At 67.7% G+C, this 24,064-nt stretch carries 24 protein-coding genes; 13 read left to right on the top strand and 11 right to left on the bottom strand.

Annotated features, from left to right (window positions below; all coding sequences use genetic code 11):
- The first annotated feature begins 104 nt into the window (after positions 1-104).
- The 3 genes from BMX96_RS14250 to BMX96_RS14240 are packed head-to-tail and all read left to right on the top strand — an operon-like array spanning position 105 to position 4,507.
- On the top strand, positions 105-2,747 hold the full coding sequence (locus BMX96_RS14250; RefSeq protein ID WP_091846098.1) for a TRAP transporter permease: 2,643 nt from the start codon (positions 105-107) through the stop codon (positions 2,745-2,747).
- A 13-nt stretch (positions 2,748-2,760) separates the two neighbouring features.
- A complete protein-coding gene (locus BMX96_RS14245) occupies positions 2,761-3,183 on the top strand; it encodes a universal stress protein (protein ID WP_091846097.1) in 423 nt (140 codons plus the stop codon).
- A complete protein-coding gene (locus BMX96_RS14240) occupies positions 3,167-4,507 on the top strand; it encodes an aspartate aminotransferase family protein (RefSeq protein ID WP_091846096.1) in 1,341 nt (446 codons plus the stop codon). Before BMX96_RS14245 ends, BMX96_RS14240 begins: the two co-directional genes overlap by 17 nt.
- A 211-nt stretch (positions 4,508-4,718) precedes the next feature.
- Here the strand turns inward: BMX96_RS14240 and BMX96_RS14235 are convergent, their stop codons facing one another.
- A complete protein-coding gene (locus BMX96_RS14235) occupies positions 4,719-4,955 on the bottom strand; it encodes an Lrp/AsnC ligand binding domain-containing protein (RefSeq protein ID WP_091846095.1) in 237 nt (78 codons plus the stop codon).
- A gap of 112 nt (positions 4,956-5,067) precedes the next feature.
- On the opposite strand from BMX96_RS14235, the gene BMX96_RS14230 reads away from it, so the two are divergent.
- Complete coding sequence (locus BMX96_RS14230) at positions 5,068-5,811, top strand: SDR family NAD(P)-dependent oxidoreductase (RefSeq protein ID WP_091846094.1); 744 nt, start codon at positions 5,068-5,070, stop codon at positions 5,809-5,811.
- Positions 5,811-7,007 (top strand): pyridoxal phosphate-dependent aminotransferase, encoded by a 1,197-nt coding sequence (locus tag BMX96_RS14225; RefSeq protein WP_091846093.1) that lies wholly within the window; start codon positions 5,811-5,813, stop codon positions 7,005-7,007. The genes BMX96_RS14230 and BMX96_RS14225 overlap by 1 nt, the downstream gene beginning before the upstream one ends.
- Here the strand turns inward: BMX96_RS14225 and BMX96_RS14220 are convergent.
- Both BMX96_RS14220 and BMX96_RS14215 read right to left on the bottom strand, forming a co-directional pair.
- Positions 7,002-7,802, bottom strand: coding sequence for an endonuclease/exonuclease/phosphatase family protein (locus BMX96_RS14220; RefSeq protein WP_091846092.1), 801 nt, complete (start codon positions 7,800-7,802; stop codon positions 7,002-7,004). The two genes, BMX96_RS14225 and BMX96_RS14220, sit on opposite strands and share 6 nt — an antisense overlap.
- 25 nt (positions 7,803-7,827) lie before the next feature.
- Positions 7,828-8,073, bottom strand: coding sequence for an accessory factor UbiK family protein (locus tag BMX96_RS14215; protein ID WP_073128034.1), 246 nt, complete (start codon positions 8,071-8,073; stop codon positions 7,828-7,830).
- Positions 8,074-8,169: 96 nt separating this feature from the next.
- Between BMX96_RS14215 and lgt the strand changes: the two genes are divergently transcribed.
- The 5 genes from lgt to BMX96_RS14195 all read left to right on the top strand — a co-directional run bounded on the left by lgt (position 8,170) and on the right by BMX96_RS14195 (position 11,988).
- Entirely contained in the window at positions 8,170-9,060 is an 891-nt protein-coding gene (lgt, locus tag BMX96_RS14210) for a prolipoprotein diacylglyceryl transferase (protein ID WP_091846091.1), read from the top strand.
- Positions 9,057-10,133, top strand: coding sequence for a class I SAM-dependent methyltransferase (locus tag BMX96_RS14205; protein WP_091846090.1), 1,077 nt, complete (start codon positions 9,057-9,059; stop codon positions 10,131-10,133). The genes lgt and BMX96_RS14205 overlap by 4 nt, the downstream gene beginning before the upstream one ends.
- Complete coding sequence (gene pgeF / locus BMX96_RS14200; RefSeq protein WP_091846089.1) at positions 10,123-10,881, top strand: peptidoglycan editing factor PgeF; 759 nt, start codon at positions 10,123-10,125, stop codon at positions 10,879-10,881. The genes BMX96_RS14205 and pgeF overlap by 11 nt, the downstream gene beginning before the upstream one ends.
- 116 nt (positions 10,882-10,997) lie before the next feature.
- A complete protein-coding gene (locus BMX96_RS20085) occupies positions 10,998-11,132 on the top strand; it encodes a hypothetical protein (RefSeq protein ID WP_269085888.1) in 135 nt (44 codons plus the stop codon).
- An 88-nt stretch (positions 11,133-11,220) separates the two neighbouring features.
- The gene (locus BMX96_RS14195) at positions 11,221-11,988 is read left to right on the top strand and encodes a Hint domain-containing protein (RefSeq protein ID WP_091846088.1); all 768 of its coding nucleotides are present in this window, start codon (positions 11,221-11,223) and stop codon (positions 11,986-11,988) included.
- Between the two features lie 76 nt (positions 11,989-12,064).
- On the opposite strand, the gene BMX96_RS14190 is transcribed toward BMX96_RS14195, so the two are convergent.
- Positions 12,065-12,565: an Lrp/AsnC family transcriptional regulator gene (locus BMX96_RS14190; protein ID WP_073128031.1), complete on the bottom strand. Its 501-nt coding sequence runs from the start codon at positions 12,563-12,565 to the stop codon at positions 12,065-12,067.
- Positions 12,566-12,744: 179 nt separating this feature from the next.
- Here BMX96_RS14190 and trxB point away from each other — a divergent pair, with 179 nt between their 5' ends.
- The 3 genes from trxB to BMX96_RS14175 all read left to right on the top strand — a co-directional run bounded on the left by trxB (position 12,745) and on the right by BMX96_RS14175 (position 16,395).
- Positions 12,745-13,746: a thioredoxin-disulfide reductase gene (trxB, locus tag BMX96_RS14185; RefSeq protein ID WP_091846087.1), complete on the top strand. Its 1,002-nt coding sequence runs from the start codon at positions 12,745-12,747 to the stop codon at positions 13,744-13,746.
- Between the two features lie 65 nt (positions 13,747-13,811).
- Positions 13,812-14,267, top strand: a complete 456-nt coding sequence (locus BMX96_RS14180; protein ID WP_330220647.1) for an AMP-binding enzyme — start codon at positions 13,812-13,814, stop codon at positions 14,265-14,267.
- 76 nt (positions 14,268-14,343) lie between these two features.
- The gene (locus BMX96_RS14175; RefSeq protein ID WP_091846139.1) at positions 14,344-16,395 is read left to right on the top strand and encodes a bifunctional sulfate adenylyltransferase/adenylylsulfate kinase; all 2,052 of its coding nucleotides are present in this window, start codon (positions 14,344-14,346) and stop codon (positions 16,393-16,395) included.
- 48 nt (positions 16,396-16,443) lie between these two features.
- Here BMX96_RS14175 and BMX96_RS14170 read toward each other — a convergent pair whose 3' ends face one another.
- The 7 genes from BMX96_RS14170 to coaBC all read right to left on the bottom strand — a co-directional run bounded on the left by BMX96_RS14170 (position 16,444) and on the right by coaBC (position 24,055).
- Complete coding sequence (locus tag BMX96_RS14170) at positions 16,444-17,535, bottom strand: mandelate racemase/muconate lactonizing enzyme family protein (RefSeq protein WP_091846086.1); 1,092 nt, start codon at positions 17,533-17,535, stop codon at positions 16,444-16,446.
- A 74-nt stretch (positions 17,536-17,609) separates the two neighbouring features.
- Positions 17,610-19,637, bottom strand: coding sequence for a M3 family metallopeptidase (locus BMX96_RS14165; protein ID WP_091846085.1), 2,028 nt, complete (start codon positions 19,635-19,637; stop codon positions 17,610-17,612).
- A gap of 64 nt (positions 19,638-19,701) precedes the next feature.
- Positions 19,702-20,469: an amino acid ABC transporter permease gene (locus BMX96_RS14160; protein ID WP_091846084.1), complete on the bottom strand. Its 768-nt coding sequence runs from the start codon at positions 20,467-20,469 to the stop codon at positions 19,702-19,704.
- On the bottom strand, positions 20,470-21,258 hold the full coding sequence (locus BMX96_RS14155; RefSeq protein WP_175481753.1) for a transporter substrate-binding domain-containing protein: 789 nt from the start codon (positions 21,256-21,258) through the stop codon (positions 20,470-20,472). It lies immediately after the preceding gene.
- Positions 21,259-21,330: 72 nt separating this feature from the next.
- The gene (locus BMX96_RS14150) at positions 21,331-22,362 is read right to left on the bottom strand and encodes a HesA/MoeB/ThiF family protein (RefSeq protein ID WP_091846082.1); all 1,032 of its coding nucleotides are present in this window, start codon (positions 22,360-22,362) and stop codon (positions 21,331-21,333) included.
- Positions 22,362-22,835 (bottom strand): dUTP diphosphatase, encoded by a 474-nt coding sequence (gene dut, locus BMX96_RS14145; RefSeq protein WP_091846081.1) that lies wholly within the window; start codon positions 22,833-22,835, stop codon positions 22,362-22,364. The genes BMX96_RS14150 and dut overlap by 1 nt, the downstream gene beginning before the upstream one ends.
- Positions 22,832-24,055, bottom strand: a complete 1,224-nt coding sequence (gene coaBC, locus BMX96_RS14140) for a bifunctional phosphopantothenoylcysteine decarboxylase/phosphopantothenate--cysteine ligase CoaBC (protein WP_091846080.1) — start codon at positions 24,053-24,055, stop codon at positions 22,832-22,834. Before coaBC ends, dut begins: the two co-directional genes overlap by 4 nt.
- Positions 24,056-24,064 lie beyond the last annotated feature (9 nt).

Below are 24,064 nucleotides of genomic sequence, written 5' to 3'. Positions count from 1 at the left end.
CCTTGTTTTGCGGTCCCTTTTCCCTTCCGGTCACGTCTTTTGACGTTAAGCTTAACGAGTCGCGCCCAGAACGAAGGCGCGAGACAGGGAAAGAGGGACCACACATGGCCGATCAGCAGAGCAGTGACCGCCAGTTCACGGACGAGGAACTTCAGGATCTCGTCGCCTCGTCGGATGCGGGCGCGCGCACGCCCAATGCGAAGGGCGTCGCGCTTCTGATCGGGGGGCTGTCGCTGGCCTGGTCGCTGTTCCAGCTCTGGATCGCGCAGCCGCAGCTGTGGTTCGGCGGGTTCAGCTGGGTCACGGTCCTGAACTCGTCCCAGACGCGGCCGATCCACCTGGCCTTCGCGCTGATCCTCGCCTATCTCTGCTATCCCGCGTTCAAGTCCAGCCCGCGCGACCGCGTGCCGCTGGCTGACTGGGTGCTCGGCATCGTGGCGACGGCTTGTGCGCTCTACGTGTTCTGGTTCGCCGACTACCTGGCCGAGACCGCACGCTCGGGCCTGCCGACACAGACGCAGGTCATCATCGGCTCCATCGGTATCGTCCTGCTGCTCGAAGCCTCGCGCCGCGCCCTGGGCCCCGCGCTGACCATCGTCGGCGCGATCTTCCTGGCCTACGCCTATTTCGGCGAGGGCTGGCTGATTCCCGACCTCATCGCGCACGAGGGCCTGTCCTTCACCGCGCTCATCAACGCGCAATGGCTGGATACGGCGGGTGTCTTCGGCATCCCGCTGGGCGTGTCGACGGCCTTCGTGTTCCTGTTCGTGCTGTTCGGCTCGCTGCTCGACAAGGCCGGCGCCGGCAACTACTTCATCCAGCTCGCCTTCGCGGGGCTCGGCCACCTGCGCGGCGGACCGGCCAAGGCGGCGGTCGTCGGATCGGCCATGACCGGCCTGATCTCGGGCTCGTCCATCGCCAACGTGGTGACGACCGGCACGTTCACGATTCCCCTGATGAAGCGGGTGGGCTTCACCAGCGAACAGGCCGGCTCGGTCGAGGTGGCCTCGTCGGTGAACGGCCAGATCATGCCCCCGGTCATGGGCGCCGCGGCCTTCCTGATGGTGGAATTCATCGGCATTTCCTACGTGCAGGTCATCAAGCACGCCTTCATCCCTGCCGTGATCTCGTACATCGCGCTGGTCTACATCGTCCACCTCGAAGCGCTGAAGAAGGACATGAAATCGCTGGGCGAAGGCGCCTCGCTGCTGCGCATGGCGCTGAACTTCGCCATCGGCTTCGCGATCTTCGGCGCGGGCTTCACCGCCCTGATCTACCTGCTGAACGGGCTGAACGCCGTGGTGCCGTCGCTGGTCGCGCCCATCGCCATGATCGGGCTCGGCGTCGTCTATGTCTACCTGGTGTGGGTGGCCGCGCGTCAAACCGATCTCGACCCCGAAACGCTTGAAGAAAAGGGCGGCGAGATCAAGCTGCCCAAGGTGGCCGATGTCTGGAAGACCGGCCTGCACTACGTGCTGCCGATCCTTGTCCTCGTCTGGTTCCTGATGGTCGAACAGCAAAGCCCGGCCAAGTCGGCTTTCTACGCCACCGCGCTGATGCTGTTCATCATCATCACGCAGAAACCGCTGAAGGCCATGTTCCGCAAGGGCGAGTCGGTCGCGGCCGCGACCTCCGAAGGGTTCTATGACCTGATCGATGGCCTGATCGCCGGCGCGCGCAACATGATCGGCATCGGCGTCGCGACCGCCGCCGCCGGTATCATCGTGGCGACCGTGACGAAGACCCCGATCGGCACCGAACTGGCCGCGCTGGTCGAACAGCTGTCGGGCGGCGTGCTGATCATCATGCTGGTGCTCGTCGGCCTCTTCAGCCTCGTGCTGGGCATGGGCCTGCCGACGACCGCGAACTACATCGTGGTCAGCTCGCTGATGGCGGGCGTCGTCGTCAGCCTTGGCGCGCAGGAAGGGCTGATCGTGCCGCTGATCGCCGCGCACCTATTCGTGTTCTACTTCGGCATCATGGCCGACGTGACACCACCTGTGGGCCTGGCCAGTTTCGCGGCAGCCGCCGTGTCGGGGGGCGACCCGATCAAGACCGGCTTCACCGCGTTTTTCTACAGCCTGCGGACGGTCGCCCTGCCCTTCCTGTTCATCTACAACCCGACGCTGATCCTATACGGCGTCGACCTGGGCACGACGGCGGGCATCCTGCAGGCGTTGTTCGTCTTCATCGTCGCGACCTTCGCCATGCTGCTGTTCGCCGCCGCGACGCAGGGCTATTTCCTGGCCAAGTCCAACATCTTCGAGTCGATCCTGCTGCTGCTGGTGGCCTTCACCTTCTTCGTGCCGAACTTCTGGCTGAACCAGGTGAGCCCGCGCTTCGCCGACATTCCGCCCGCGCAGTTCGAGCAGGCGCTGGCCGATGCCGAACCGGGATCGCGGATCCGGGTGAGGATCTCGGGGCCGGACTTCAATACCGGCGACATGACCGAGACCACGCTGCCGATCGATGTGGCCGAGGGCGACCCCTCGACCCGCGTGCAGGAAACGGGCCTGATGCTGCGCCCGGGCGAGACCGAGGGCGCGCTGGAAGAGCCTATGTTCGGCACCAGCGTGCAGGAGCAGCTGAGCAATTTCGACTTCTACGCCGACGACCCCGTGCGCATCAGCCAGGTGCTGGCCCCGCGTGACCGGATGCCGGCGCAGATCTTCTACATCCCCGCATTGCTTGTGCTGGGCCTGGTGATCGTGTTGCAACGCCGCCGCCAGACCAAACCCGCCTTCTGATAGGGATACATCCATGTCACAGACCATCCTGCTGCCCGTCGATCTGTCCTCGTCCCCCTCGTGGGAACACGCGCTGCCCAAGGCGCTGGAGATGGCGAAGGGCGGCACGCTGCATGTCGTCACGGTCATCCCGAACTTCGGCTCGTCGATGGTGGGCGGCTATTTCTCCGACAACTTCATGGAGCAGGCCCTGCACGAGATCGGCGAGGATCTGACCAAGTGGGTCAACGCCAACATCCCGTCCGAGCAGGACGTGAACCCCCACGTAGTGCACGGCCGTATCTACGAGGAGATCATCAAGGCGGCCGAAAACCTGGACGTGGACACGATCGTCATGGGCACGCCGCCGCATCACATGACCGAGTACCTGCTGGGCCCCAACGCGGCCCGGGTCGTGCGCCACTCGAAGAAGTCGGTCTATGTCGTCCGCGGCTGACAGCGCGGTCTTCGGCCGCTCCTCCGCCACGCTGCCCACGGCGAGCCACGGCGAGGGCGTCTACCTCTACGACACCGACGGGCGGCAATACCTGGACGGGTCCGGCGGCGCGGCGGTGTCGTGTCTGGGCCATTCGGACGAGAAGGTGCGCGCGGCCATCCACGGGCAGCTGGACAAGCTGGCTTTCGCCCATACCGGATTCTTCACCTCCGAGCCGGCCGAGCGGCTGGCCCGCAAGCTGGTCGACAACGCGCCGGGCGACATCGCCCGCGCCTACCTGCTGGCCGGCGGGTCCGAGGCGGTCGAGGCCGCGCTGAAACTCGCGCGCCAGTATTTCCTGGAGATCGGCCAGTCGGGCCGCCACCGCGTCATCGCACGGCGGCAGAGCTATCATGGCAACACGCTGGGCGCGCTGGCGGCCGGCGGCAATGCCTGGCGGCGCGAGAAATACGCGCCCCTGCTGATCGAAGTGAGCCACATCGCGCCCTGCTTCGCATACCGCGAAAAGCAAGCGGACGAGAGCCTCGAAGCCTATGGCCAGCGCGCCGCGAACGAGCTCGAGGCCGAGATCCAGCGGCTGGGTCCCGACAGTGTCATGGCGTTCATCGCCGAGCCCGTGGTGGGTGCCACGTCGGGTGCGGTCGATCCCGCGCCCGGCTATTTCAAGCGCATCCGCGAGATCTGCGACACCCACGGCATCCTGCTGATCCTCGACGAGGTGATGTGCGGGATGGGGCGGACGGGCAGCCTGTTCGCCTGCGAGCAGGATGCCATCGCCCCCGATATCGTCACTATCGCCAAGGGCCTCGGCGCGGGTTACGCGCCCATCGGCGCGATGCTGGCCTCCGAGCGAATCTACCGCGCCATCGCCGACGGCTCGGGCAGTTTCCAGCACGGCCACACCTATCACGGCCACCCGCTGGCCGCCGCCGCCGGGGGCGCGGTGCTGGAACGGCTAGTGGATGACGGGCTGGTCGCAGGCGTCCACGGCAAGGGCGACCGGCTGGTTCAGGCGCTGCAGGCGCGGTTCGGTCAGCATCCCCATGTGGGCGATATCCGCGGTCGCGGCCTTTTCCGCGGGGTCGAGCTGGTCGAGAACCGCGAGACCAAGGCCCCGTTCGAGCCGAGCCGCAAGATCAACGTGAAGGTCAAGAAGGCCGCCATGGCCGAAGGCCTGATCTGTTATCCCGCGGGTGGCACGGTCGATGGCAAATCAGGCGACCACATCCTGCTGGCCCCGCCGTTCATCATCAGTGACGACCAGATCGACGAACTGACCGACAAGCTGGGCCGCGCCATCGACACCGCCATCGCCGCGGCCTGATCGCCGCCCCGCCACGGGCTTGCGCGCGGGCATGCAGGCGGTCCTCAGAGGTATTTGAAGACCAGTGATGAAAGCGACCGCCGCGCCGTTTCGGGCGGTGTTCTGCCTGCTAGCGTTGCACCGTGAGTATTTGAAGACCAGTGATGTGGAATTGCGCCTCGTCGGTCGGACAGGAGCCGCGACGGGAGCGACAGGGTCGGCCGCCGCCGGATCAGAAGGCCCGGAAGGTCAGGGTCGTCAGCGTCCGCTCGATCCCATCGATATCCAGCAGGTGATCGTTGATGTACTTGCCCACGTCCTGGCCCTTGGGGATGTAGAGCTTCATCAGCAGGTCGAAATCGCCCGAGGTCGAGTAGAGCTCGGATTGCAATTCGCGCAGGACGATCTCTTCGGCCACCTTGTAGGCCGTGCCGGGCCGGCACCGGATCTGGACGAAGACGCACTGCATCGGTTGGCTCCTTTTCCCTGGTCGCGGCATTTGACCATTCGCGCGCCGGGGTGACCAGCCCCCTTCCATGCGCCCGCGGAATGGTATTTGGTATACCAAAAGGAGGCACCAGATGATGACATTCGATTTCGAGGGACAGACAGCGGTCGTGACGGGCGGCGCGCAGGGGATCGGGCTTGCCGTGGCGCAGGTCCTGTCGAGCGCCGGCGCGAAGGTCGCCCTGTGGGACCGCGACGCCGACCTGGTGGCCGAGGTCGCCCGCAGCATGGACGGCTGCGAAGGCTTCGGCGCGGACGTGGCCGACTGGGACAGCGTGTCGGAGGCCATGGCCGCGACCGAGGACGCGCTGGGCGCAGTGTCGATCTGCGTGAACTCGGCCGGGATCGCGGGCAGCAATTCGCCGCTGGCCGATTACGATGTCGCCGAGTTCCAGCGCATCGTGAACGTGAACCTGATGGGCACCTTCCACGTCAACCGCGCCGTCGTGCCGGGCATGCGCAAGGCGGGCTACGGGCGGATCGTCAACATCGCCTCCATCGCCGGGAAAGAAGGCAACCCCAACGCCAGCGCCTATTCCTCGTCGAAGGCCGGCGTGATCGGGCTGACCAAGTCACTGGGCAAGGAGCTGGCCGACATGGACATCGCCGTGAACTGCGTGACGCCGGCCGCCGCGCGCACCCGCATCTTCGACCAGATGAGCCAGGAACATATCGACTACATGCTGTCGAAGATCCCGCGCGGCCGGTTCCTGGAGCTGCCCGAGGCGGCGCAGATGATCGGTTTCCTGTGCTCGCGCGAGAACAGCTTCACCACCGGGGCGGCGTTCGACCTGTCGGGCGGGCGGGCCACCTACTGATGACGTTCCAGCCCGATTTCGCCCCGTCGCTGTCGCGGCTGGGCACAGAATCCGCGTTCGAAGTGTTGGCCCGCGCCGCCCGCATGCAGGCCGAGGGGCACGATGTCATCAACCTTGGCATCGGTCAGCCCGATTTCCGCACGCCCGACCATATCGTCGAGGCGGGCCGCAAGGCGCTGGCGGACGGCGCCCACGGCTACACGCCCGCCAACGGCCTGCCCGCCCTGCGCGAGGCGGTGGCGGCGGATCTCGAGGCGCGGCACGGGCTGGGCGGCGACACGGCGGTTCATCCCGACAGCGTGGTGGTCCAGCCGGGCGGCAAGCCGACCATGTTCTTCGCCTGTCTCATGTTCGGACGCCCGGGGGTCGAGATCCTGTATCCAAACCCGGGCTTCCCGATCTACGAAAGCGTCATCAACTACACCGGCGCGACACCCGTCCCCATCGCCCTGAAGGAAGAGAACGGCTTCGCCTTCGACGCCGACACGGTGCTGGGCCAGATCACCGACCGCACGCGGCTGATCATCATCAACTCGCCCGCCAATCCCACGGGCGGCGTCACGCCGAAGGCCGAGATCGACAAGCTGGTCGCGGGCCTGCAGGACCACCCGCACGTGGCGCTGATGTCCGACGAGATCTATTCCCAGATGCTGTATGGCGGGCGGGCGCACGTCTCGCTTCTGAGCTACCCCGAGATCCGCGACCGGCTGATCCTGCTGGACGGCTGGTCCAAGACATACGCCATGACCGGCTGGCGGCTGGGCTTCGCGATCTGGCCCGACAGCATGGTCGATCACGTCACGCGGCTGTGCATCAACGACCATTCCTGCGTGAACGCCGCCACCCAGCACGCGGGGATCGCCGCGCTCAAGGGGCCGCAGGACGCGGCGCGGGACATGGTGGCCCAGTTCGACCGGCGCCGGACGCGCATCGTGGAATTGCTGAACGCCGTGCCGGGTATGCGCTGCGCCGATCCGGGCGGGGCCTTCTATGCCTTCCCGAATATCGAGGGCACGGGCCTGTCGGCGCGGCAGGCGCAGGACCTGTTCCTGTCCGACGCGCATGTCGCGACCGTGGCGGGCACGTCGTTCGGCGCCCATGGCGAGGGCTACCTGCGCTTCAGCTACGCGAACTCGATGGAGAACATCAAACGGGCGATCGAGCGGATCGGAACGCTGCTGGCCGACCGCTCATAGCTCCAGCTCCAGCGGGCAGTGGTCCGACACCTCGGGCGCGCGGACCACGTCGAACCGGCGCACGGCATCGGGATCGTCCACCAGCATGTAATCGGCGAATTTCCCGGGCTTCGTGTAATGCGAGGTCCGGGTGCCGTCATGCCCGCCAGCCGTCACCAGCTCGGTCACGCCGTCGGCGCGCAGGATTTCGAGCGTCTCGCTGTCCGGCAGAACGTTGAAATCCCCGCAGACCACGCGCCGGTCGCCGGGGCGCGACAGCTGGCGCGACATATCCCGCAGGCGCGCTGCCTGCGTCGCGCGTTCGGGCGTGTCCATCTTGCCGGCCAGATCGCGCAGCCCGTGCATGTGCACGACGCTCACCGACCGGCCGAGATCGCCATCATGGACTCGCACGCCGTGGGCGCTGCGCGAGCGGGGATGCTCGCCGTAGCCGTCGTGCGCGTAATCCTTGTGAACGAAGCCCTGGACCTGCCCGATGATGGGCCGCGCCCGGTGCACGAACGTGGCCAGCCCCCAGAACGACGGGATCGCCGTCTCGCCCTGCCACAGAACACCGCGCGCGGCGGGGCAGAAGACGGCTTGGTGATCCGGCAAGGCCGCGCAGAAGTCGCGAAAGAAATTCGCGCGCTGCGGCAGGACGTGATCGCCGTCCCGGTAGGTCAGCCAGTCGGCGTCGGTATCGGGCGAATGCACGACCTCCTGCAGGCACAGGATATCGGGCGGCGCCTCCGCCAGCCACGGCAAGAGGTGGTCATGCAGCGTGCCGCCCCAGCCATTGAGACAGGTGATGCGCATCGGCCGGAACGGTCCCGCGAAAGGCTCAGTCGCCCTTGCCTTCCATCGCGTCGAGCCGCGCCTTCAGCGCGGCGTTCTCTTCGCGGGCCTTCTGGGCCATGGCGCGCACGGCGTCGAACTCCTCGCGCGTCACGAAATCGCGATCGGCCAGCCAGCGGTCGATCATGCCCTTCATGGCTGTCTCGGCCTCGTCCCTCGCGCCCTGGGCCACGCCCATGGCGTTGGTCATCAGCTGGCTGAGGTCATCGAACATCTTCGAGCGGGTTTGCATGGCGGCGGTCCTTTCGCGTGCTTTCACCCGATATGGCCCCGGCCGCGCGGATTCTCAACCTTGACACTTCCCGCACCCTCGGGCTCAACACCGGCCATGGTTTTCGCGATCCCCTTCCCCGACATCTCGCCCGAGATCTTCTCGATCGACCTGGGTGGGTTCACCTTCGCGCTGCGCTGGTACGCGATGGCCTATGTGGTGGGCATCCTGTTGGGCTGGCGCTTGGCGGTGATGGCCGTGCGGCGCGATCCCCTGTGGGCCGGCGACCGCGCACCGATCGAACCGGGCCGGGTCGAGGACCTGATCACCGCCGTGATCCTCGGGATCCTGATCGGCGGGCGGCTGGGGTTCGTCCTGTTCTACCAGCCCGGATATTACCTGGCGAACCCCGCGCAGATCCCCGCGATCTGGCAGGGGGGCATGTCGTTTCACGGCGGGATGCTGGGCATGGCGGCGGGCGCCGCCTGGTTCGCCCGGCGCAACGGGATGGCGTGGATGTCGGTGCTGGACCTCCTGGCGCTCGGCACGCCGCCCGGCCTGCTGCTGGGGCGCATCGCCAACTTCATCAACGCCGAGCTGTGGGGGCGGCCCACCGACCTGCCCTGGGGCGTGATCTTCCCGGGCCCCGCCGCGCAGGATTGCCCCAGCGTCACCGGCCCTTGCGCGCGGCACCCCTCGCAGCTCTACGAGGCGGGGCTGGAGGGGATCGTCCTGGGCGGGCTGATCCTGCTGGCCGTGTTCGCGTGGCGCTGGCTGAAGCGGCCGGGCCAAGTCACGGGCCTGTTCCTCATGGGCTACGGCGCGGCGCGCATCTTCGTCGAGCTCTTCCGCCAGGCCGACGCGCAGTTCATCACCCCCGACAACCCCATGGGATACGTGGTTCAGATCGGCGCTGCGGGCCTTTCGATGGGACAGCTCCTGTCGCTGCCCATGGTGGCGCTGGGCGCGGCCTTCTGGCTGCGCGCCCGGACGCGGGCGGCCGCATGACGACACCGCTGGCCGAGCGTCTCGTCCGCCAGATCCACGCCACCGGGCCGATCACCGTGGCGGATTACATGACCGCCTGCCTGATGCACCCCGAGCATGGGTACTACACCACCCGCGATCCGCTGGGCGCCGCGGGCGATTTCGTGACCGCGCCCGAGATCAGCCAGATGTTCGGCGAGCTGGTGGGCCTCGCGCTGGCCCAAGCGTGGCTGGACCGGGGCGCCCCCGAGGCGGTGCTGGTCGAGCTCGGACCCGGGCGCGGCACGCTGATGGCGGACCTCCTGCGCGCCACGCGTGGCGTTCCCGGCTTTCGCGACCGCGTGAAGGTCTTGCTGGTCGAGGGATCCCCCCGTCTGCGCGCCGCGCAGGCCGAAACCCTGAAGGATTCACCGGTCGAGTGGGTCGATACCCTGTCAGACCTTCCACCCAAGCCGATTTTCCTCGTCGCCAACGAGCTGTTCGACGCCCTGCCCGTCCGCCAGTTCCTGCGCGACGGCGACCTGTGGCGGGAACGGCTGGTCGCGGTGCGCGGCGGCGCGCTGGCCTTCGGTCTCAGCGACCCCGCGCCCATGGCGGACCTGGCGCCCCGCCTCGACGACACGGCCGACGGCGACATGGTCGAAACCTCCGGCCCCGCCCGTGCGCTTGCGGCCGAGATCGGTGGCCACGTGGCAGACCACGGCGGCACGGCGCTGATCGTCGATTACGGGGCGGAAAGGTCGCTGGGGGACACGTTCCAGGCTCTGCGCGCGCATCGGAAGGTCGATCCGCTCGCCACCCCCGGGCAGGCCGACCTGACCGCGCATGTGGATTTCGGGGCGCTGGCGGACGCGGCCCCCTGCGCGGCGACTGCGGCGGTGCCGCAGGGCGTCTGGCTCGAGCGGCTGGGCATAACCGCCCGGGCGCAATCGCTGGCGCGCGGTCTCACCGGCGAGGCGCTCGACACCCACGTGGCCGCGCACAGGCGGTTGACCCACCCCGACGAGATGGGCACCCTTTTCAAGGTGATGGCCTTGCACGATGCTGCGGGTCCGCCTCCCGGTCTTGATCCCTTCGTGCCAGATGACGCTTGAAATCCTCACCTCCGACCTCCTGCAGCCCTTCCGCCACGGCTTTTTCACCCGGGCGGGCGGCGCGTCGTCGGGCGTGTTCCACGGGCTGAACTGCGGGTACGGCTCGTCCGACCAACACGATATCGTGCGGATCAACCGCGACCGCGTGGCCCACGCGATGGATGTGGCGCCACCGGCGCTGACAGGGGTGCACCAGGTCCATTCGCCCCGCGTCGTGCATGTGGACGAGGTCGACCCGACGGCCCCGCCCGAGGCCGACGGCATCGTCAGCACCCGCGCCGATCGGGCCATCAGCGTGCTGACCGCCGATTGCATGCCGATCCTTCTGGGCGACCCCGAGGCCAGCGTCGTCGGCGCGGCCCATGCCGGCTGGCGCGGCGCGCTGTCCGGCGTGATCGAGGCGACGCTCGACGCCATGGAGGCGGCCGGCGCCCGGCGCGAACGGATCGCCGCCGTCATCGGCCCCAGCATCAGCCAGGCATCCTACGAGGTCGGCCCCGAGATGTTCGACGACATCACCGCCGACGCCCCCGAGACGCAGCGCTTCTTCGCCGCGGGCGCGGGCGACAGGATGCAGTTCGACCTGCCGGGATACGGGCTCTGGCGGCTGCGGCGCGCAGGGGTGGGGCAGGCCGAATGGGTGCGCCACTGCACCTATGCGGACCCGGTGCGTTTCTTCTCGTATCGTCGCTCCACGCACCGGCAGGAGGCCGATTACGGCCGCCTGATCGCGGCGATCCGGGCCTGACACGGCGCACGGGACGGCACGGTCTCACCGCCGAATGGTCGCCCAGACGTCCAGAAACCGCCCCAATTGACCCGCATCTTTTCAAGGCAAACCGGCTCGATGAGCCACTTGAAAGGATGCCCCAGATGACCAAGCGCCGCTGGCTCGCCGCCGCCATCGCCGAATCCAAGAAGCCTCAGCCCACGCCCGCGTTCGCGCGCGGCGCCCGGAGCGACCGCAAGGCGGTCCCCGCCCTGCGCGCCAGCGCCTGAGGCCCGACGCGCCGCCCCGCCGGGCGGCGTTTTCATCCCGACCGTTGCCCGCGCCTGTCGCGGCGTCCGACAACAGCCAGGAGGGTTCATGGCCAGCCTCGACACCAATACGCCGCCGCACGCTTTTCCGCCCTCGAACAAGCCGTGGACGGTGCGCCGCCAGAGCGCACCAGAGCAGATCATGCCGCCGCTGACCCAGCGCTACCAGGTGGCTTGGCTCGACAGCGCGGGACAGGTCCAGGATTTCGTGCGCATGGGGCCGCAGGTGCCCTTGTTCACGCAGGCCTTCACCGCGCTGGTGCGCGGCGCGCTGCTGAACACGCCGAACGGGCCCATCGCGGTCGAGGATGCTTATCCCGGGCTCGAGATCGTGACCGAGAAAGGCGTGATGCAACTGGCCTGGGTGGGCAGCCACACCGTCCTTCCCGGCGCGCGGGGCAAGCCGCTCTACCGTCTGCCGGTGGATGCGCTTGGGGTTGGGCGCCCGACGCCCGACCTGATCCTCGGCACGGCCGCCCGGATCGTCACCCGCCGCTCGGTGCTGCAATCGCTGATCGGCGCGGACGAGGCCTTGGTCCCCATCGGGGGGCTGGTCGACGGGCAAAGCGTCATCCAGATCACGCCCCTGTCCGCGGTGCAGTGCTATCACCTTGGCTTCGCACGGCACGTGACCTTCAAGGTCAACGGGATCGAGCTGGAAAGCGTGCATCCCGGCACGCTCGACCCCGCCATGGGCCACGAGATGCAGCGCTTCTACATGTCGATGTTCCCGCACCTGAACTCGGCCCGCGATTTCGGCAAGCTCGCCATGACACGGCTCGCCGAGCACCAGGTGGCCGACCTCGTGGCCGCCTGACGCCCTGAAATCTACTCGTTTAGGGATCGAGGGCCGGCCACGCGTCGGCCCTTTGTCTTTGGGGGAACGGCCCGCCTCAGGCGGTGCGCGCCAGCCGATCTTCCAGCACGTCGAAGGGCACGCCCGGCGCGTCCTTGGCCACCCGGATGACCAGCGATGTCTTCACGCTGCCCACGTTCGGCGCGCTGGTCAGTTGCGACGTCAGGAACGCCTGGAAAGTCGACAGATCGGGCGCCACGCATTTCAGGATGAAATCGACCTCGCCGTTCAGCATGTGGCATTCGCGAACCAGCGGCCAGTCGCGGCAGCGCGCCTCGAAAGCCGACAGGTCGGCCTCAGCCTGGCTTTGCAGACCCACCATGGCGAAGACCTGCACCTCGAACCCCAGGCCCCGCGAATCGACCTTCGCGTGGTAGCCCTTGATGAAGCCCTGCTCTTCCAACGTGCGCACCCGGCGCAGGCAGGGCGGCGCGGAAATGCCCACGCGCTTGGCCAGTTCGACATTGGTCATGCGCCCGTCGGCCTGCAATTCCGCAAGGATCAGTCGGTCGATCGCGTCAAGCTTGTGCCCGGCCATGTCATCCTCGCCGCTATTTTCTGAGACTTACGTTTGCCTTACGCTCGGCGCAATATTATTTCAAGAGCGCGCAACATTATTCGGCACATTCGCGTCACCTGCCGAACGACGCCGGGGGTTTCGGCCCGACCGGTCTGCGCCTATATCCCTGTAAACCACAGATCCGCAGGAGCGTTCCGATGGCCGACACCCGCCACGTAAAAGTTCTGATCATCGGCTCGGGGCCCGCGGGCTATACCGCCGCCGTCTATGCCGCGCGCGCGATGCTGGCCCCGGTGCTGATCCAGGGCCTCCAACCGGGCGGCCAGCTGACCATCACCACCGATGTCGAAAACTGGCCGGGCGAGTCGTCGATTATGGGTCCCGACCTGATGGTCCGGATGGAAGCCCACGCCCGCGACACCGGCGCCGAGATCGTGTCGGACTACGTTACCTCGGTCGACCTGTCCAAGCGTCCCTTCACCGCCACCTGCGACAGCGGCGATATCTACACCGCCGACGCGCTGATCCTCGCCACCGGCGCGCAGGCCAAGTGGCTTGGTCTGCCGTCCGAGGACGAGTTCAAGGGCTTCGGCGTGTCGGCCTGCGCCACCTGCGATGGCTTCTTCTATCGCGGTCAGGAGGTCGCCGTTGTCGGCGGCGGCAACACCGCCGTGGAGGAGGCCCTGTTCCTCACCAACTTCGCTAGCAAGGTGACCCTGATCCATCGCCGCGACACCCTGCGGGCCGAGAAGATCCTTCAGCACCGACTGCTGAACCACCCCAAGGTCGAGGTTCTGTGGGACCACCAGCTGGACCATGTCTATGGCGCCGACAGCCCCAAGGGCGTTGAGGGCGTCGCGGCCAAGCACGTGGAAACGGGCGAGATCACCAAGGTGCCGGTCACGGGCGTCTTTATCGCCATCGGCCACGCGCCCGCGTCCGAACTGGTGGCCGACCAGCTCGAAACCCATCACGGCGGATATGTCGTCACCAAACCCGACAGCACCGAGACGTCGATTCCCGGTGTCTTCGCCGCGGGCGACCTGACCGACCATGTCTACCGCCAGGCGGTGACCAGCGCCGGCATGGGTTGCATGGCCGCGCTCGAGGCCGAGCGCTTCCTGGCCGCGCAGGGCGAGGACAGTGGCAAGGTCGAAACAAACCCGCTGGGCTATGGCGCTGAAGTTCCGGCGGAGTAACCTGGCCAGGGCCAATACGTTTTAAGACGCGCTTTGGGGGGCACGCGGACAACGCTGCCCCCTTTTTGCATCTGTCCGATGGCGGAACGATCAGCTACGCCGCCTTCGTCGGCCGCGCGAAGGGTCTCATCATCTCGGGAGGCTACAACGTCTACCCGAACGAGCTCGAGGACCTGCTCGACCTTCAGCCCGGCGTGCTGGAATCCGCCGTGGTCGGCGCACCGCATCCCGACTTCGGCGACACGCCGGTGGCCTTCCTCGTGCCCGAGGGCGACGGGCCGGACATGGCGTCGATCGAGGCGACGGTGCGCGACCGGCTGGCCCGCTACAAGCACCCGCGCGCTACGCCGTCATCGACGCCCTGCCGCGCAACACCACGGGCAAGGTTTATAAAGCGGCGTTGCGGAGTCGCGCCGCCGAGGGCTGAGCCGGAAACAATCGGACACGAGGCGCGGCACCGGTTCCTTGCGCGCGGCAGGACTCCGATGATTTCGGTCAGACTCAAGTTTGTTCTTTCGTGAACGCAAATCTTTCCGTATGCGTTCAAGTGTGAACGAACTTTGTGAGTCGCCCGTGCCCACCGCAACCAAACCCGTGATGACCGACGCCGATGCGGCGCTGTTCCAGTTGCTGCGGCAGCTGGATCTTGCCCCCGCCGCGTCCCAGCGGGCCACCGCGGCCGCGCTCGGCGTCAGTCTTGGCCGGCTCAACGCCCAGATCAAGGACGCCGTCTCACGGGGCTTCATCCGCCTTGACCAGCGCGACAGCGCCGACCGTCGCCAGCGGGTCGCTTATGGCCTGACGGCGAAAGGAGCGGCCGAAAAGTCCCGGCTCACCGATCTCTTCCTTGCCCGCAAATTCGCAGAATACGACGCGCTTCACGCCGAGCTTACGGGCGCGTCCAGCAAGCTTGTCCCGAACCTCAACAGGATATCTCCCATGCAAAGCAACCTGTCCCCCATCCCCGAGCTGTTCGTCTCCTACGACAGCGCCCAGAAGCTGAAGACCGAGGCGGGCGAGCTGACCAGCCACGACCTGAGCCCGCGCCAGATCTGCGATCTGGAACTTCTGATGAATGGCGGCTTCGCGCCGCTGAAGGGTTTCCTGGGCGAAGAGGATTATAACAGCGTCGTCGACACGATGCGGCTGGCCGACGGCACACTCTGGCCCATGCCCATCACGCTGGACGTGTCCGAGAAGTTCGCCGACGGCATCGAGCTGGGCCAGGACATCGCCCTGCGCGACCAGGAAGGCGTGATCCTCGCCACCATGACCGTCACCGACAAGTGGGTGCCCAACAAGGCCCACGAGGCCGAGAAGGTCTTCGGCGCCGATGACGACGCGCACCCCGCCGTGAACTACCTGCACAACAAGGCCGGCGCCGTCTACCTGGGCGGCCCCGTCACCGGCATCCAGCAGCCCGTGCATTACGACTTCAAGGCCCGCCGCGACACCCCGAACGAGCTGCGCGCCTATTTCCGCAAGATGGGCTGGCGCCGTGTGGTGGCGTTCCAGACGCGCAACCCGCTGCACCGCGCCCACCAGGAGCTGACCTTTCGCGCCGCGCGTGAGGCGCAGGCCAACCTGCTGATCCACCCCGTCGTGGGCATGACCAAGCCCGGCGACGTCGATCACTTCACCCGGGTGCGTTGCTACGAGGCGGTTCAGGACAAGTACCCGGCTGCCACAACGACCATGTCGCTGCTGCCACTGGCCATGCGTATGGCCGGCCCGCGCGAAGCCGTGTGGCACGGGCTGATCCGCAAGAACTATGGCTGCACCCACTTCATCGTCGGCCGCGACCACGCGGGACCCGGCAAGAACTCGGCCGGTGACGACTTCTACGGCCCCTATGATGCTCAGGACCTGTTCCGCGAGCACCAGGACGAGATGGGCATCGAGATGGTCGACTTCAAACACATGGTCTACGTGCAGGAGCGCGCCCAGTACGAGCCCGCGGACGAGATCGCGGACAAGGACAACGTCACCATCCTGAACATCTCGGGCACCGAGCTGCGCCGCCGCCTGCGCGAAGGCCTGGAAATCCCCGAATGGTTCAGCTTCCCCGAGGTGGTGAAAGAACTGCGCCGCACGTCGCCGCCCCGTTCGCAGCAGGGCTTTACCGTCTTCTTCACCGGTTTCTCGGGCAGCGGCAAATCCACCATCGCCAACGCGCTGATGGTCAAGTTGATGGAGATGGGCGGCCGCCCGGTGACGCTGCTGGACGGGGACATTGTCCGCAAGAACCTTAGCTCGGAGCTGGGCTTCTCGAAGGAGCACCGCGACCTAAACATCCGCCGCATCGGCTATGTCGCGTCCGAGATCACCAAGAACGGCGGTATCGCCATCTGCGCGCCCATCGCGCCCTATTCGGCCACCCGCCGCGCGGTGCGCGAAGATATCGAATCCTTCGGCGCCTTCGTAGAAGTCCACGTCGCCACGTCGCTGGAGGAGTGTGAGCGCCGCGACCGCAAGGGGCTCTACAAGCTGGCGCGCGAGGGCAAGATCAAGGAGTTTACCGGCATCTCGGACCCGTATGACGAGCCGAAGAACCCCGAGCTGCGGCTGGATACCGAAAGCGTGGATGTCGACAACTGCGCCCACCAGGTCCTGCTGAAGCTGGAAGCCATGGGCCTGATCGCCGCCTGAACTGGCCCTGGCCGGTGATCCCGCCGGCCCGATAAACGCTGCGGCGGCCTACGCTTCGTGGGCCGCCGCAAGCTTTTCGCGGTCGAACGTGACCCCGATGCCCGGCACGTCCGGCGCCACCGCCAGCCCGTCCTCCAGTGCCAGGGGGCGATGCGTGTAGCGGTCGATGGGAAAGCTGTGCGCCTCGAGCCAGCCCGCATTGGGCTGGGCCGAAACGAGGCTGACATGCAGTTCCTGCATCCCGTGGGAACAGGCCGGGATGCCGTGTTGCTTTGCCAGCGCGGCGACCCGCAGCCACCCGGTGATCCCGCCGCAATTACTTGCATCCGGCTGCACATAGCTCAGCCCCGCCTCGGCGAAGGCGAATTCGAACTCGTGGATCGTGTGCAGGTTTTCACCCATGGCCAGCGGCATGCCCGTCTCGGCCGCGATGCGCCCGTATCCCTTGTAGTCGTCGGGGATAGTCGGCTCCTCGAACCACATGAGATCCAGCGGCTGGAACGCGCGCGCCGCGGCAATGGCCTCCTCCACGCTCAGGGCATAGTTGGCGTCGGCCATCAGAGGACGGTCCGGCCCCAGCATCGCGCGGATGGCGGTCAGCCGCGCCAAGTCGTCTTCCAGTTTCGGGCGCCCGACCTTGATCTTGATGGCGGTGAAGCCGTGCGACAGGTAGCCCTCGGTCTGGCGCTGCAATTTCTCAAGCGTGAAATTCAGATCGATCCCGCCCGCGTAGGCATGGCAGCGGTCGGCGTGCCCGCCGGCCATCTGCAACAGCGATTGCCCGCTGCCCCGCCCCTTCGCATCCCACAGCGCGATATCCACCGCCGAGATCGCGAAGCTCGCCACCCCGCCACGCGCGACGTAATGCATGTGCCACTGCATGGCATCATGCAGCGCCTCGGGGTCGGCGCCGTCCTGCCCGACGAGCCACGGCGCGAGATCGTGCTCGATCATCGCCAGGATGGAATGGCCGCCGCGCCCGCCGGTATAGGTGTAGCCCGTCCCTTCCGAGCCGTCGTCCAGCCGCACGGCCGCGGTGACCAGGTGGAAATGGCTGTGGGCGCCGTGCTTGGCGTCCTCCAGCACCTCGTCCAGCGGGATGTTGTACAGGCGGGCGTCGACCCCGGTGATCTTCGGCATGGTGGCCTCCCTCGCGCGTTGGCCAAGCCTAGGCGCGCGGCGGCCCGCGCACCAGAGCCGTTACCGCCCCGCCGTCAGGCCGCGTCGTCCAGCCCCCTGCCCTTCAGCAGCGCGTCGACCCCGGGCATCCGCCCGCGAAACGCGACATAGGCCTCCTGCGCGTCCTGGCTGCCGCCGGCGCTGAGGATGTGACGTTCCAGCTTCTGCGCGGTCTCGGCGTCGAAGGGGCCGCCCGCTTCCTTGAAGGCGGCGAAGGCATCGGCATCCATCACCTCGGACCACATGTAGCTGTAGTAGCCGGACGAATACCCGTCGCCCGAGAAGACATGGGCGAAATGCGGCGTGGCGTGGCGCATGCCGATGGCGCGCGGCATCTCGATCCCGTCCAGCACCTCGGCCTGGAACGCCATGGGATCCTCGGGCGCCTCGCCGGCGTGGAACTCGAGATCGACCAGCGCCGAACCCACGTATTCGACGGTGCTGAAGCCCATGTCATAGGTGTTCGCGGCCAACAGCCGGTCGAGCATCTCGCGCGGCATCGCCTCGCCCGTCTCGGCGTGGGTGGCATATTTCTCGAGCACCTCGGGCACCTCCAGCCAATGCTCGTAAAGCTGGCTGGGCAGTTCGACGAAATCCCGCGCCACGCTGGTGCCGCTGATCGACTCGTAGGTCACGTCGGACAGCATCTGGTGCAAGGCATGGCCGAACTCGTGAAACAACGTACGCGCATCGTCGTAGCTCAGCAGCGCGGGTTTGCCCTTGGGCGGCTTGGCGAAGTTGCAGACATTCATCACGATGGGCCGGATGTCGCCCGCCAGCTTCTGCTGCGACCGCATGGCCGAACACCACGCACCCGACCGCTTCGACCCGCGCGCGAAATAGTCACCGAGGAAGATGGCCATGTGCCGCCCGTCGCGCGTGACCTCCCACGCGCGGACATCCGGGTGGTAAAGCGGCACGTCCACCGGCGCGAATTCCAGCCCGAACAGGCGGTTGGCGCAATCCATCGCCGCCTCGATCATCCGGTCGAGTTGCAGGTAGGGCTTCAGCGCGCTGTCATCGAGATCGTGTTCCTCCGCGCGGCGCTTTTCCGAGTAATAGCGCCAGTCCCAGGGCTCGAGCTCGCCGTTGACGCCGTCGTTGTGCATCATCGCGGACAGGCGCTGCTGGTCCTCGACCGCCTTGGCGCGCGCGGGCTCCCAGACCTTCATCAGCAGGTCGCGCACCGCTGCGGGCGTGCCCGCCATCTCGGTCTCGAGCTTGAACTCGGCGAAGCTGTCATAGCCGAGCAATCCCGCCCGTTCCTCGCGCAGGGCAAGGATCTCGGCGGCGATGTCGCGGTTGTCGGTGGAACCGCCATTGGCGCCGCGCGCTGTCCAGGCGCTATGGGCGGCCTCGCGCAGGTCGCGGCGGGACGAGAATTGCAGAAACGGCACGATCAGCGACCGCGAGAGGGTGATGACCGGACCCTTGCGGCCCTTCTCCTCGCCCGCGGCGCGCGCGGCCTCGACGAGCCACTCGGGCAGCCCGTCCAGGTCGTCGTCGCCCAGTTCCATCACCCATTCGCGTTCATCGGCCAGCAGGTTCTGGCTGAACTGGACGCCCAGCGCGCCCAGCCGTTCCATGACCTGCGCCAGTCGGTCCTTGGCGATGCCGTCCAGCTCGGCGCCGCGGCGCACGAAGGACCGGCGGGTCAGATACAGCAGGCGCGCCTGCTCGTCGGTCAGGTCCAGCGTATCGCGGTCCTGCCACAGCGTCTCGATCCGGGCGAACAGCGCCACGTTCGACGCGATTTCCGAGCCGTAGGCCGACAGCTTGGGCGAAAATGCGCGGCTCAGCGCCTCGCGCCGGTCGTTCGCGTCGGTTCCCGCCAGCGTGTAGAAAACGCCCAGCACGCGGCCCAACGTCTCGTCCGCACGCTCCAGCGCCTCGATCGTGTTGGCGAAGGTCGGGGCCGCGTCGCTGTCGGCGATGGCGGCCACGTTGGCGCGCGCCTCGTCCAGCGCGGCATCCACCGCCTCTTCGAAGTGATCGTCGGTGATGTCGCCGAAGGGCGTCATCTCGTACGGCGTGGTCCAATCTTGCAAAAGGGGGTTCGTCACGTATCGGCTCCTGATCGGGGTCTGTGACAAGAGCTATGGTGCAACGCGCCGCTTGGCTACCCCGTCAGGGCTTGCGGTTCAGTTGCCGCTCGAGCCGTCTGAGCAACAACGACAGCCCGATGGTCATGGCGAGGTACAGGAACGCCACGACGTTGTAGGTCTCGAAATAGCGGAAGTTCCCGGCGGCGGTGACCTTGCCCAGTTGCGTGATGTCCAGCACGCCCAGCACCGAGACGAGGCTGGAATCCTTGATCATCGCGATGAAGTCGTTGCCCAGCGGCGGCAGGATCGTCTTGATCGCCTGGGGCAGCACGATCAGCCGGAACCGCTGCCACGAGCTCAGCCCCAGCGCCTTGGCCGCTTCGATCTGGCCGGGATCGACGCTCAGCAATCCGGCGCGGAACACCTCGGCAATGAACGCGGAATAGCCGATCACCAGCGCGAGGATGGCCCGCCAGATCAGCGGGAAGTCACGGGTGCGCGCCTCGGGCAGGCCGATGAGGTTCCAAAGTTCGACCAGGAACGGCGCCAGCACGAAGGCCACATACAGCAGCAGCACGAGTATCGGGATGCCGCGCACGATCTCCACGTAGAAGCGCACGGCCTGCCGCACCACCATCCAGCGCGCCGTCGATCCCAGCGCCAGCAGCAGGCCCAGCAGCGACGCCAGCGCAAAGCCCACGACCGTGACGAACAGCGTGATCGCCACGCCCCGCGACAGGGTCGTCAGGACCTGCGAATACAGATCGTCCGAGACGATCCGCCACAGGAAATAAAGCCCGAGGGCAGAGGCGGCGACCAGCCACCACGGGAAGTCGCCGCGCGTTTGCACCTATTGGCCCAGGGGCGTGTCGACGAACCACTTCTGGTTCAGCGCCTCGATCGTCCCGTCCTCGCGCATGTCGGCGATGGCGGCGTTGATCGGCGCGACAAGGTCACTGCCCTTGGGGAAGATGAAGCCGAAATCCTCGGTCCCGAGCTTTTCGCCGATGATCTCGAGCGCACCGTTGGAGGCCGCGACGTAGCCCTGCCCGGCCGTGCCGTCGGTCAGAACCAGGTCGATATCGCCGATCCGCAGGGCCTGCACCGCCGCACCGAAGGTCTCGAACAGGCGCATGCGGGGGTTCTGCTCGTCCCCGTCCAGCACCTCGTAGATGCCCACGTAGAAGGGCGTGGTGCCCGGCTGGGTGCCGATCAGCAGGTCCTCGTTCGCGGCGAATTCCTCGGCCGTGGAAAACCGATCCTCGCCCGCGGCCACCAGCATCACCATTTCCGAGCGCATGTAGGGATCCGAGAAATCCACCACCTCGGCCCGGTCGTCGCGGATGGTGATCCCGGTCATTCCCATGTCGTACTGCGCGTTCGAGATGGCCGGGATCATCGCGTCCCAGCTGGTGTTCTCGTAGCTGACATCGATGTTGATGCGCTCGGCGATCTCGGCCATGGCGTCGTATTCCCAGCCCACGGCCTCGCCCGTGCTGGGCTTGATGTATTGCAGCGGCGGATAGGCGTTTTCGGTCACGACGACGACTTCGCGACCGTCGAGGTCAGGCAGGTGCGACCCGGCAAGGGCGGGGACGGCGAGCACGCCAAGGGCGGCGGCAAGAATCACGGGTTTCATGGGCGTTCTCCTGAATGGCATTGGGCGATCAGACCGCGCATGGCGGTGGGCTGCAACCCCGCCGCGCGCCGATCACGTCTTGCCGCAGACGGCGCAGTCGGCCCGGCGCGACAGGGTGATCGTCCGGTTCTCGACGTAAAGCGCGTCGTGGATCGCCATGCGCCCGCGCAGGGGCTCGCCCGCGCCGGTCAGCACCTTCACCGCCTCGGACGCCATCATCGACCCGACGATCCCCGGCAGCGGACCCAGCACGCCCGCCTCGGCGCAGGTGGCCGACTGGCCCGGCGCCGGTGCCTTGGGGAAAACGCACGCATAACAGGGCACGTCGCCGCGCCCTTCGAACACCGACACCTGCCCCTCCCACGGGGACAGCGCACCCGAGACCAAAGGCACGCCCGCCGCGACGCAGGCCGCGTTGACCGCCCGCCGCGTCCCGAAATCATCGCAGCCGTCCAAGACGAGATCGTAGTCGGCGACAAGGTCACCGGCGATGTCCGCGTCCAGGCGCCGGTGATACGGCTTCACCTCGACAAAGGGGTTCACCGCCTTCATCGCGGCCTCGGCCGAGACCACCTTGGGCATCCCGATCCGCGCGTCGGCGTGGATCACCTGGCGTTGCAGGTTGGTGGCCTCGACGCGGTCGTCGTCGATGACCCCGATGGTGCCCACGCCAGCGGCCGCGAGGTACAGCATCGCCGGGCTGCCAAGACCACCCGCGCCGACCACCAGCACCCGCGCCTGTTTCAGCCGCTTCTGTCCCGTGCCGCCGATCTCGCGCAGCACCACGTGGCGGGCGTAGCGATCCAGCTCGCCCGGGGCGAAGGTGCCGGTGGGCTGCTCTTTCGGGCGGTTCTCGGGCCGGACACGCTTGCGCAGACGGCTGAGACCCAACCCGTAAGCTGCGACCAGCGCGCCGATGCCGCCCACCACCAGCCATTCGCCGGTGGAGCCGCCCAGCAGTTGACGAAGCGGCCCGGGAATCAGCGTCAGCGCCAGCACGGTGACGTAAAGCAGGCCCAGCAGCAGAAGGCGCGGCTGCGTCGGCCATCCCTTGCGCCCGGTCCACCACCACAGCGCGCCCGCGATGATCAGGACGATGAGCATCAGTCGACCCCTGTGGATCCGAAGCCGCCCGTGCCGCGATCGGTGTCGTCGAGGCTGTTGGTCTCGGTGAACCCGGCCTGCACCACCGGCGCCACCACCGCCTGCGCGATCCGCATGCCGTGGGTGATCGTGACCGGCGTGGCCCCGAGGTTGACCATCAGCACCCCGACCTCGCCCCGGTAGTCGGCATCGACGGTGCCAGGCGTGTTCAGCAGCGTCAGGCCATGCCGCAAAGCGAGGCCCGAGCGGGGACGGATCTGCATCTCGAACCCGTCGGGCAGCGCGACGGCCAGCCCGGTGGGCACGAGCGCGCGCTCCATGGGGCCAAGGCTCAGCCCCTCGTCGCGCGCCGCGGCCGGAAAGTTGGCGCGCAGGTCGGCACCCGCTGCCCCGGCGCTGGCATAGTCTGGCAGCGCGATGGCGGGGTCGGCGGTGCCGAGCCGCCATATTCTGACGTCGATCCTGTCGGTCATTCCGCCGCCGACCCTTGCGCCTGGCCGACAGAAAGGTGGTCCGCGATGCGCTGCGCCAGCTTCCGCGCCACGGCGGCCTTGCTGTCGCGCGGCCAGGCCTCGGCGCCGTCCGCCGAGATCAGGGTCACCGCGTTCTCGGTCCCGCCCATGATCCCCGTGCCCTCGGACACGTCGTTGGCGACGATCCAGTCGCAGCCCTTGCGCAGGCGCTTGGCGGTGGCGTGTTCGATCACGTTCTCCGTCTCGGCCGCGAAGCCCACCACGAGCGCAGGTCGATCCGCGCCCTTGGCGGACACGGTGGCCAGGATGTCGGGATTCTCGGCCAGCGCCAGTTGGGGCATACCGGCGGGGCCCTTCTTCATCTTCTGCGCGGCGGCACCGGTGACGCGCCAGTCGGCCACGGCCGCGGCGAAGACGGCCGCGTCGGCGGGCAGCGCGGCCTCGACCGCGTCGAGCATCTGCTGCGCCGTTTCCACGGCGATCACGTCGACACCCTGCGGCGGCGCGGCTGTCGCGGGCCCCGTGACGAAGCTGACCCGTGCGCCCAGGTCCCGCAGCGCGGCGGCGATGGCGCTGCCCTGCGCGCCCGAGGACCGGTTGGCGATGTAGCGGACGGGGTCGATGGGCTCGTGCGTCGGGCCCGAGGTGACGATCACGTGCCGCCCAGACAGCGGCCCGCCGCCCAGGCGCGTCTCGATCGCCGCGATGATCTCGGGGACCTCGGCCATGCGACCGGGGCCGTATTCGCCGCAGGCCATGCCGCCGGCGTTCGGGCCGACGCGGGCGATGCCGTCCGAGGCCAGCGTGGCCAGGTTGCGCTGGGTGGCCGGATGCTCCCACATCCGGACATTCATGGCCGGCGCGACCAGGACCGGCGTGTCGGTGGCCAGCAGCAGGGTCGATGCCAGGTCGTCCGCGTGCCCCTGCGCCATCTTCGCCATCAGGTCGGCGGTGGCGGGCGCGACGACCACCAGGTCGGCCACGCGGCTCAGCTGGATATGCCCCATCTCGGCCTCGTCGGTGAGGTCCCACAGGTCGGAATAGACCTTGCGCCCGGCCAGCGCGCTGATCGACAGGGGCGTGACGAATTCCGCGCCCGCCCGGGTCAGCACCGGCGTGACCTCGGCGCCCCGGTCGCGCAGGCGGCGGATCAGGTCGAGCGTCTTGTAGGCGGCGATTCCGCCACCCACGATCAGGAGAATGTGCTTGCCGTCCAGCATGTCGGCGTG

Origin of the sequence: Palleronia pelagia, assembly GCF_900110115.1 — a bacterium.
Classification (GTDB): Bacteria; Pseudomonadota; Alphaproteobacteria; order Rhodobacterales; family Rhodobacteraceae; genus Palleronia; species Palleronia pelagia.
Note: the sequence above shows the minus strand (reverse complement) of the source record. Positions and strands in the feature narration are given on the sequence as shown.

Coding starts and splice junctions, on each gene's coding strand:
- BMX96_RS14220 (WP_091846092.1), bottom strand. CDS start 7,802: ATGCGCATCACCTGTCTCAATGGCTGGGGCGGCACGCTGCATGACCAC.
- BMX96_RS14230 (WP_091846094.1), top strand. CDS start 5,068: ATGATGACATTCGATTTCGAGGGACAGACAGCGGTCGTGACGGGCGGC.
- BMX96_RS14170 (WP_091846086.1), bottom strand. CDS start 17,535: ATGCCGAAGATCACCGGGGTCGACGCCCGCCTGTACAACATCCCGCTG.
- BMX96_RS14235 (WP_091846095.1), bottom strand. CDS start 4,955: ATGCAGTGCGTCTTCGTCCAGATCCGGTGCCGGCCCGGCACGGCCTAC.
- BMX96_RS14150 (WP_091846082.1), bottom strand. CDS start 22,362: ATGCTCATCGTCCTGATCATCGCGGGCGCGCTGTGGTGGTGGACCGGG.
- BMX96_RS14215 (WP_073128034.1), bottom strand. CDS start 8,073: ATGCAAACCCGCTCGAAGATGTTCGATGACCTCAGCCAGCTGATGACC.
- BMX96_RS14250 (WP_091846098.1), top strand. CDS start 105: ATGGCCGATCAGCAGAGCAGTGACCGCCAGTTCACGGACGAGGAACTT.
- BMX96_RS14245 (WP_091846097.1), top strand. CDS start 2,761: ATGTCACAGACCATCCTGCTGCCCGTCGATCTGTCCTCGTCCCCCTCG.
- BMX96_RS14190 (WP_073128031.1), bottom strand. CDS start 12,565: ATGGCCGGGCACAAGCTTGACGCGATCGACCGACTGATCCTTGCGGAA.
- BMX96_RS20085 (WP_269085888.1), top strand. CDS start 10,998: ATGCCCCAGATGACCAAGCGCCGCTGGCTCGCCGCCGCCATCGCCGAA.
- trxB (WP_091846087.1), top strand. CDS start 12,745: ATGGCCGACACCCGCCACGTAAAAGTTCTGATCATCGGCTCGGGGCCC.
- dut (WP_091846081.1), bottom strand. CDS start 22,835: ATGACCGACAGGATCGACGTCAGAATATGGCGGCTCGGCACCGCCGAC.
- BMX96_RS14155 (WP_175481753.1), bottom strand. CDS start 21,258: ATGAAACCCGTGATTCTTGCCGCCGCCCTTGGCGTGCTCGCCGTCCCC.
- coaBC (WP_091846080.1), bottom strand. CDS start 24,055: ATGCTGGACGGCAAGCACATTCTCCTGATCGTGGGTGGCGGAATCGCC.
- lgt (WP_091846091.1), top strand. CDS start 8,170: ATGGTTTTCGCGATCCCCTTCCCCGACATCTCGCCCGAGATCTTCTCG.
- BMX96_RS14175 (WP_091846139.1), top strand. CDS start 14,344: ATGACCGACGCCGATGCGGCGCTGTTCCAGTTGCTGCGGCAGCTGGAT.
- BMX96_RS14195 (WP_091846088.1), top strand. CDS start 11,221: ATGGCCAGCCTCGACACCAATACGCCGCCGCACGCTTTTCCGCCCTCG.
- BMX96_RS14225 (WP_091846093.1), top strand. CDS start 5,811: ATGACGTTCCAGCCCGATTTCGCCCCGTCGCTGTCGCGGCTGGGCACA.
- BMX96_RS14240 (WP_091846096.1), top strand. CDS start 3,167: ATGTCGTCCGCGGCTGACAGCGCGGTCTTCGGCCGCTCCTCCGCCACG.
- pgeF (WP_091846089.1), top strand. CDS start 10,123: ATGACGCTTGAAATCCTCACCTCCGACCTCCTGCAGCCCTTCCGCCAC.
- BMX96_RS14205 (WP_091846090.1), top strand. CDS start 9,057: ATGACGACACCGCTGGCCGAGCGTCTCGTCCGCCAGATCCACGCCACC.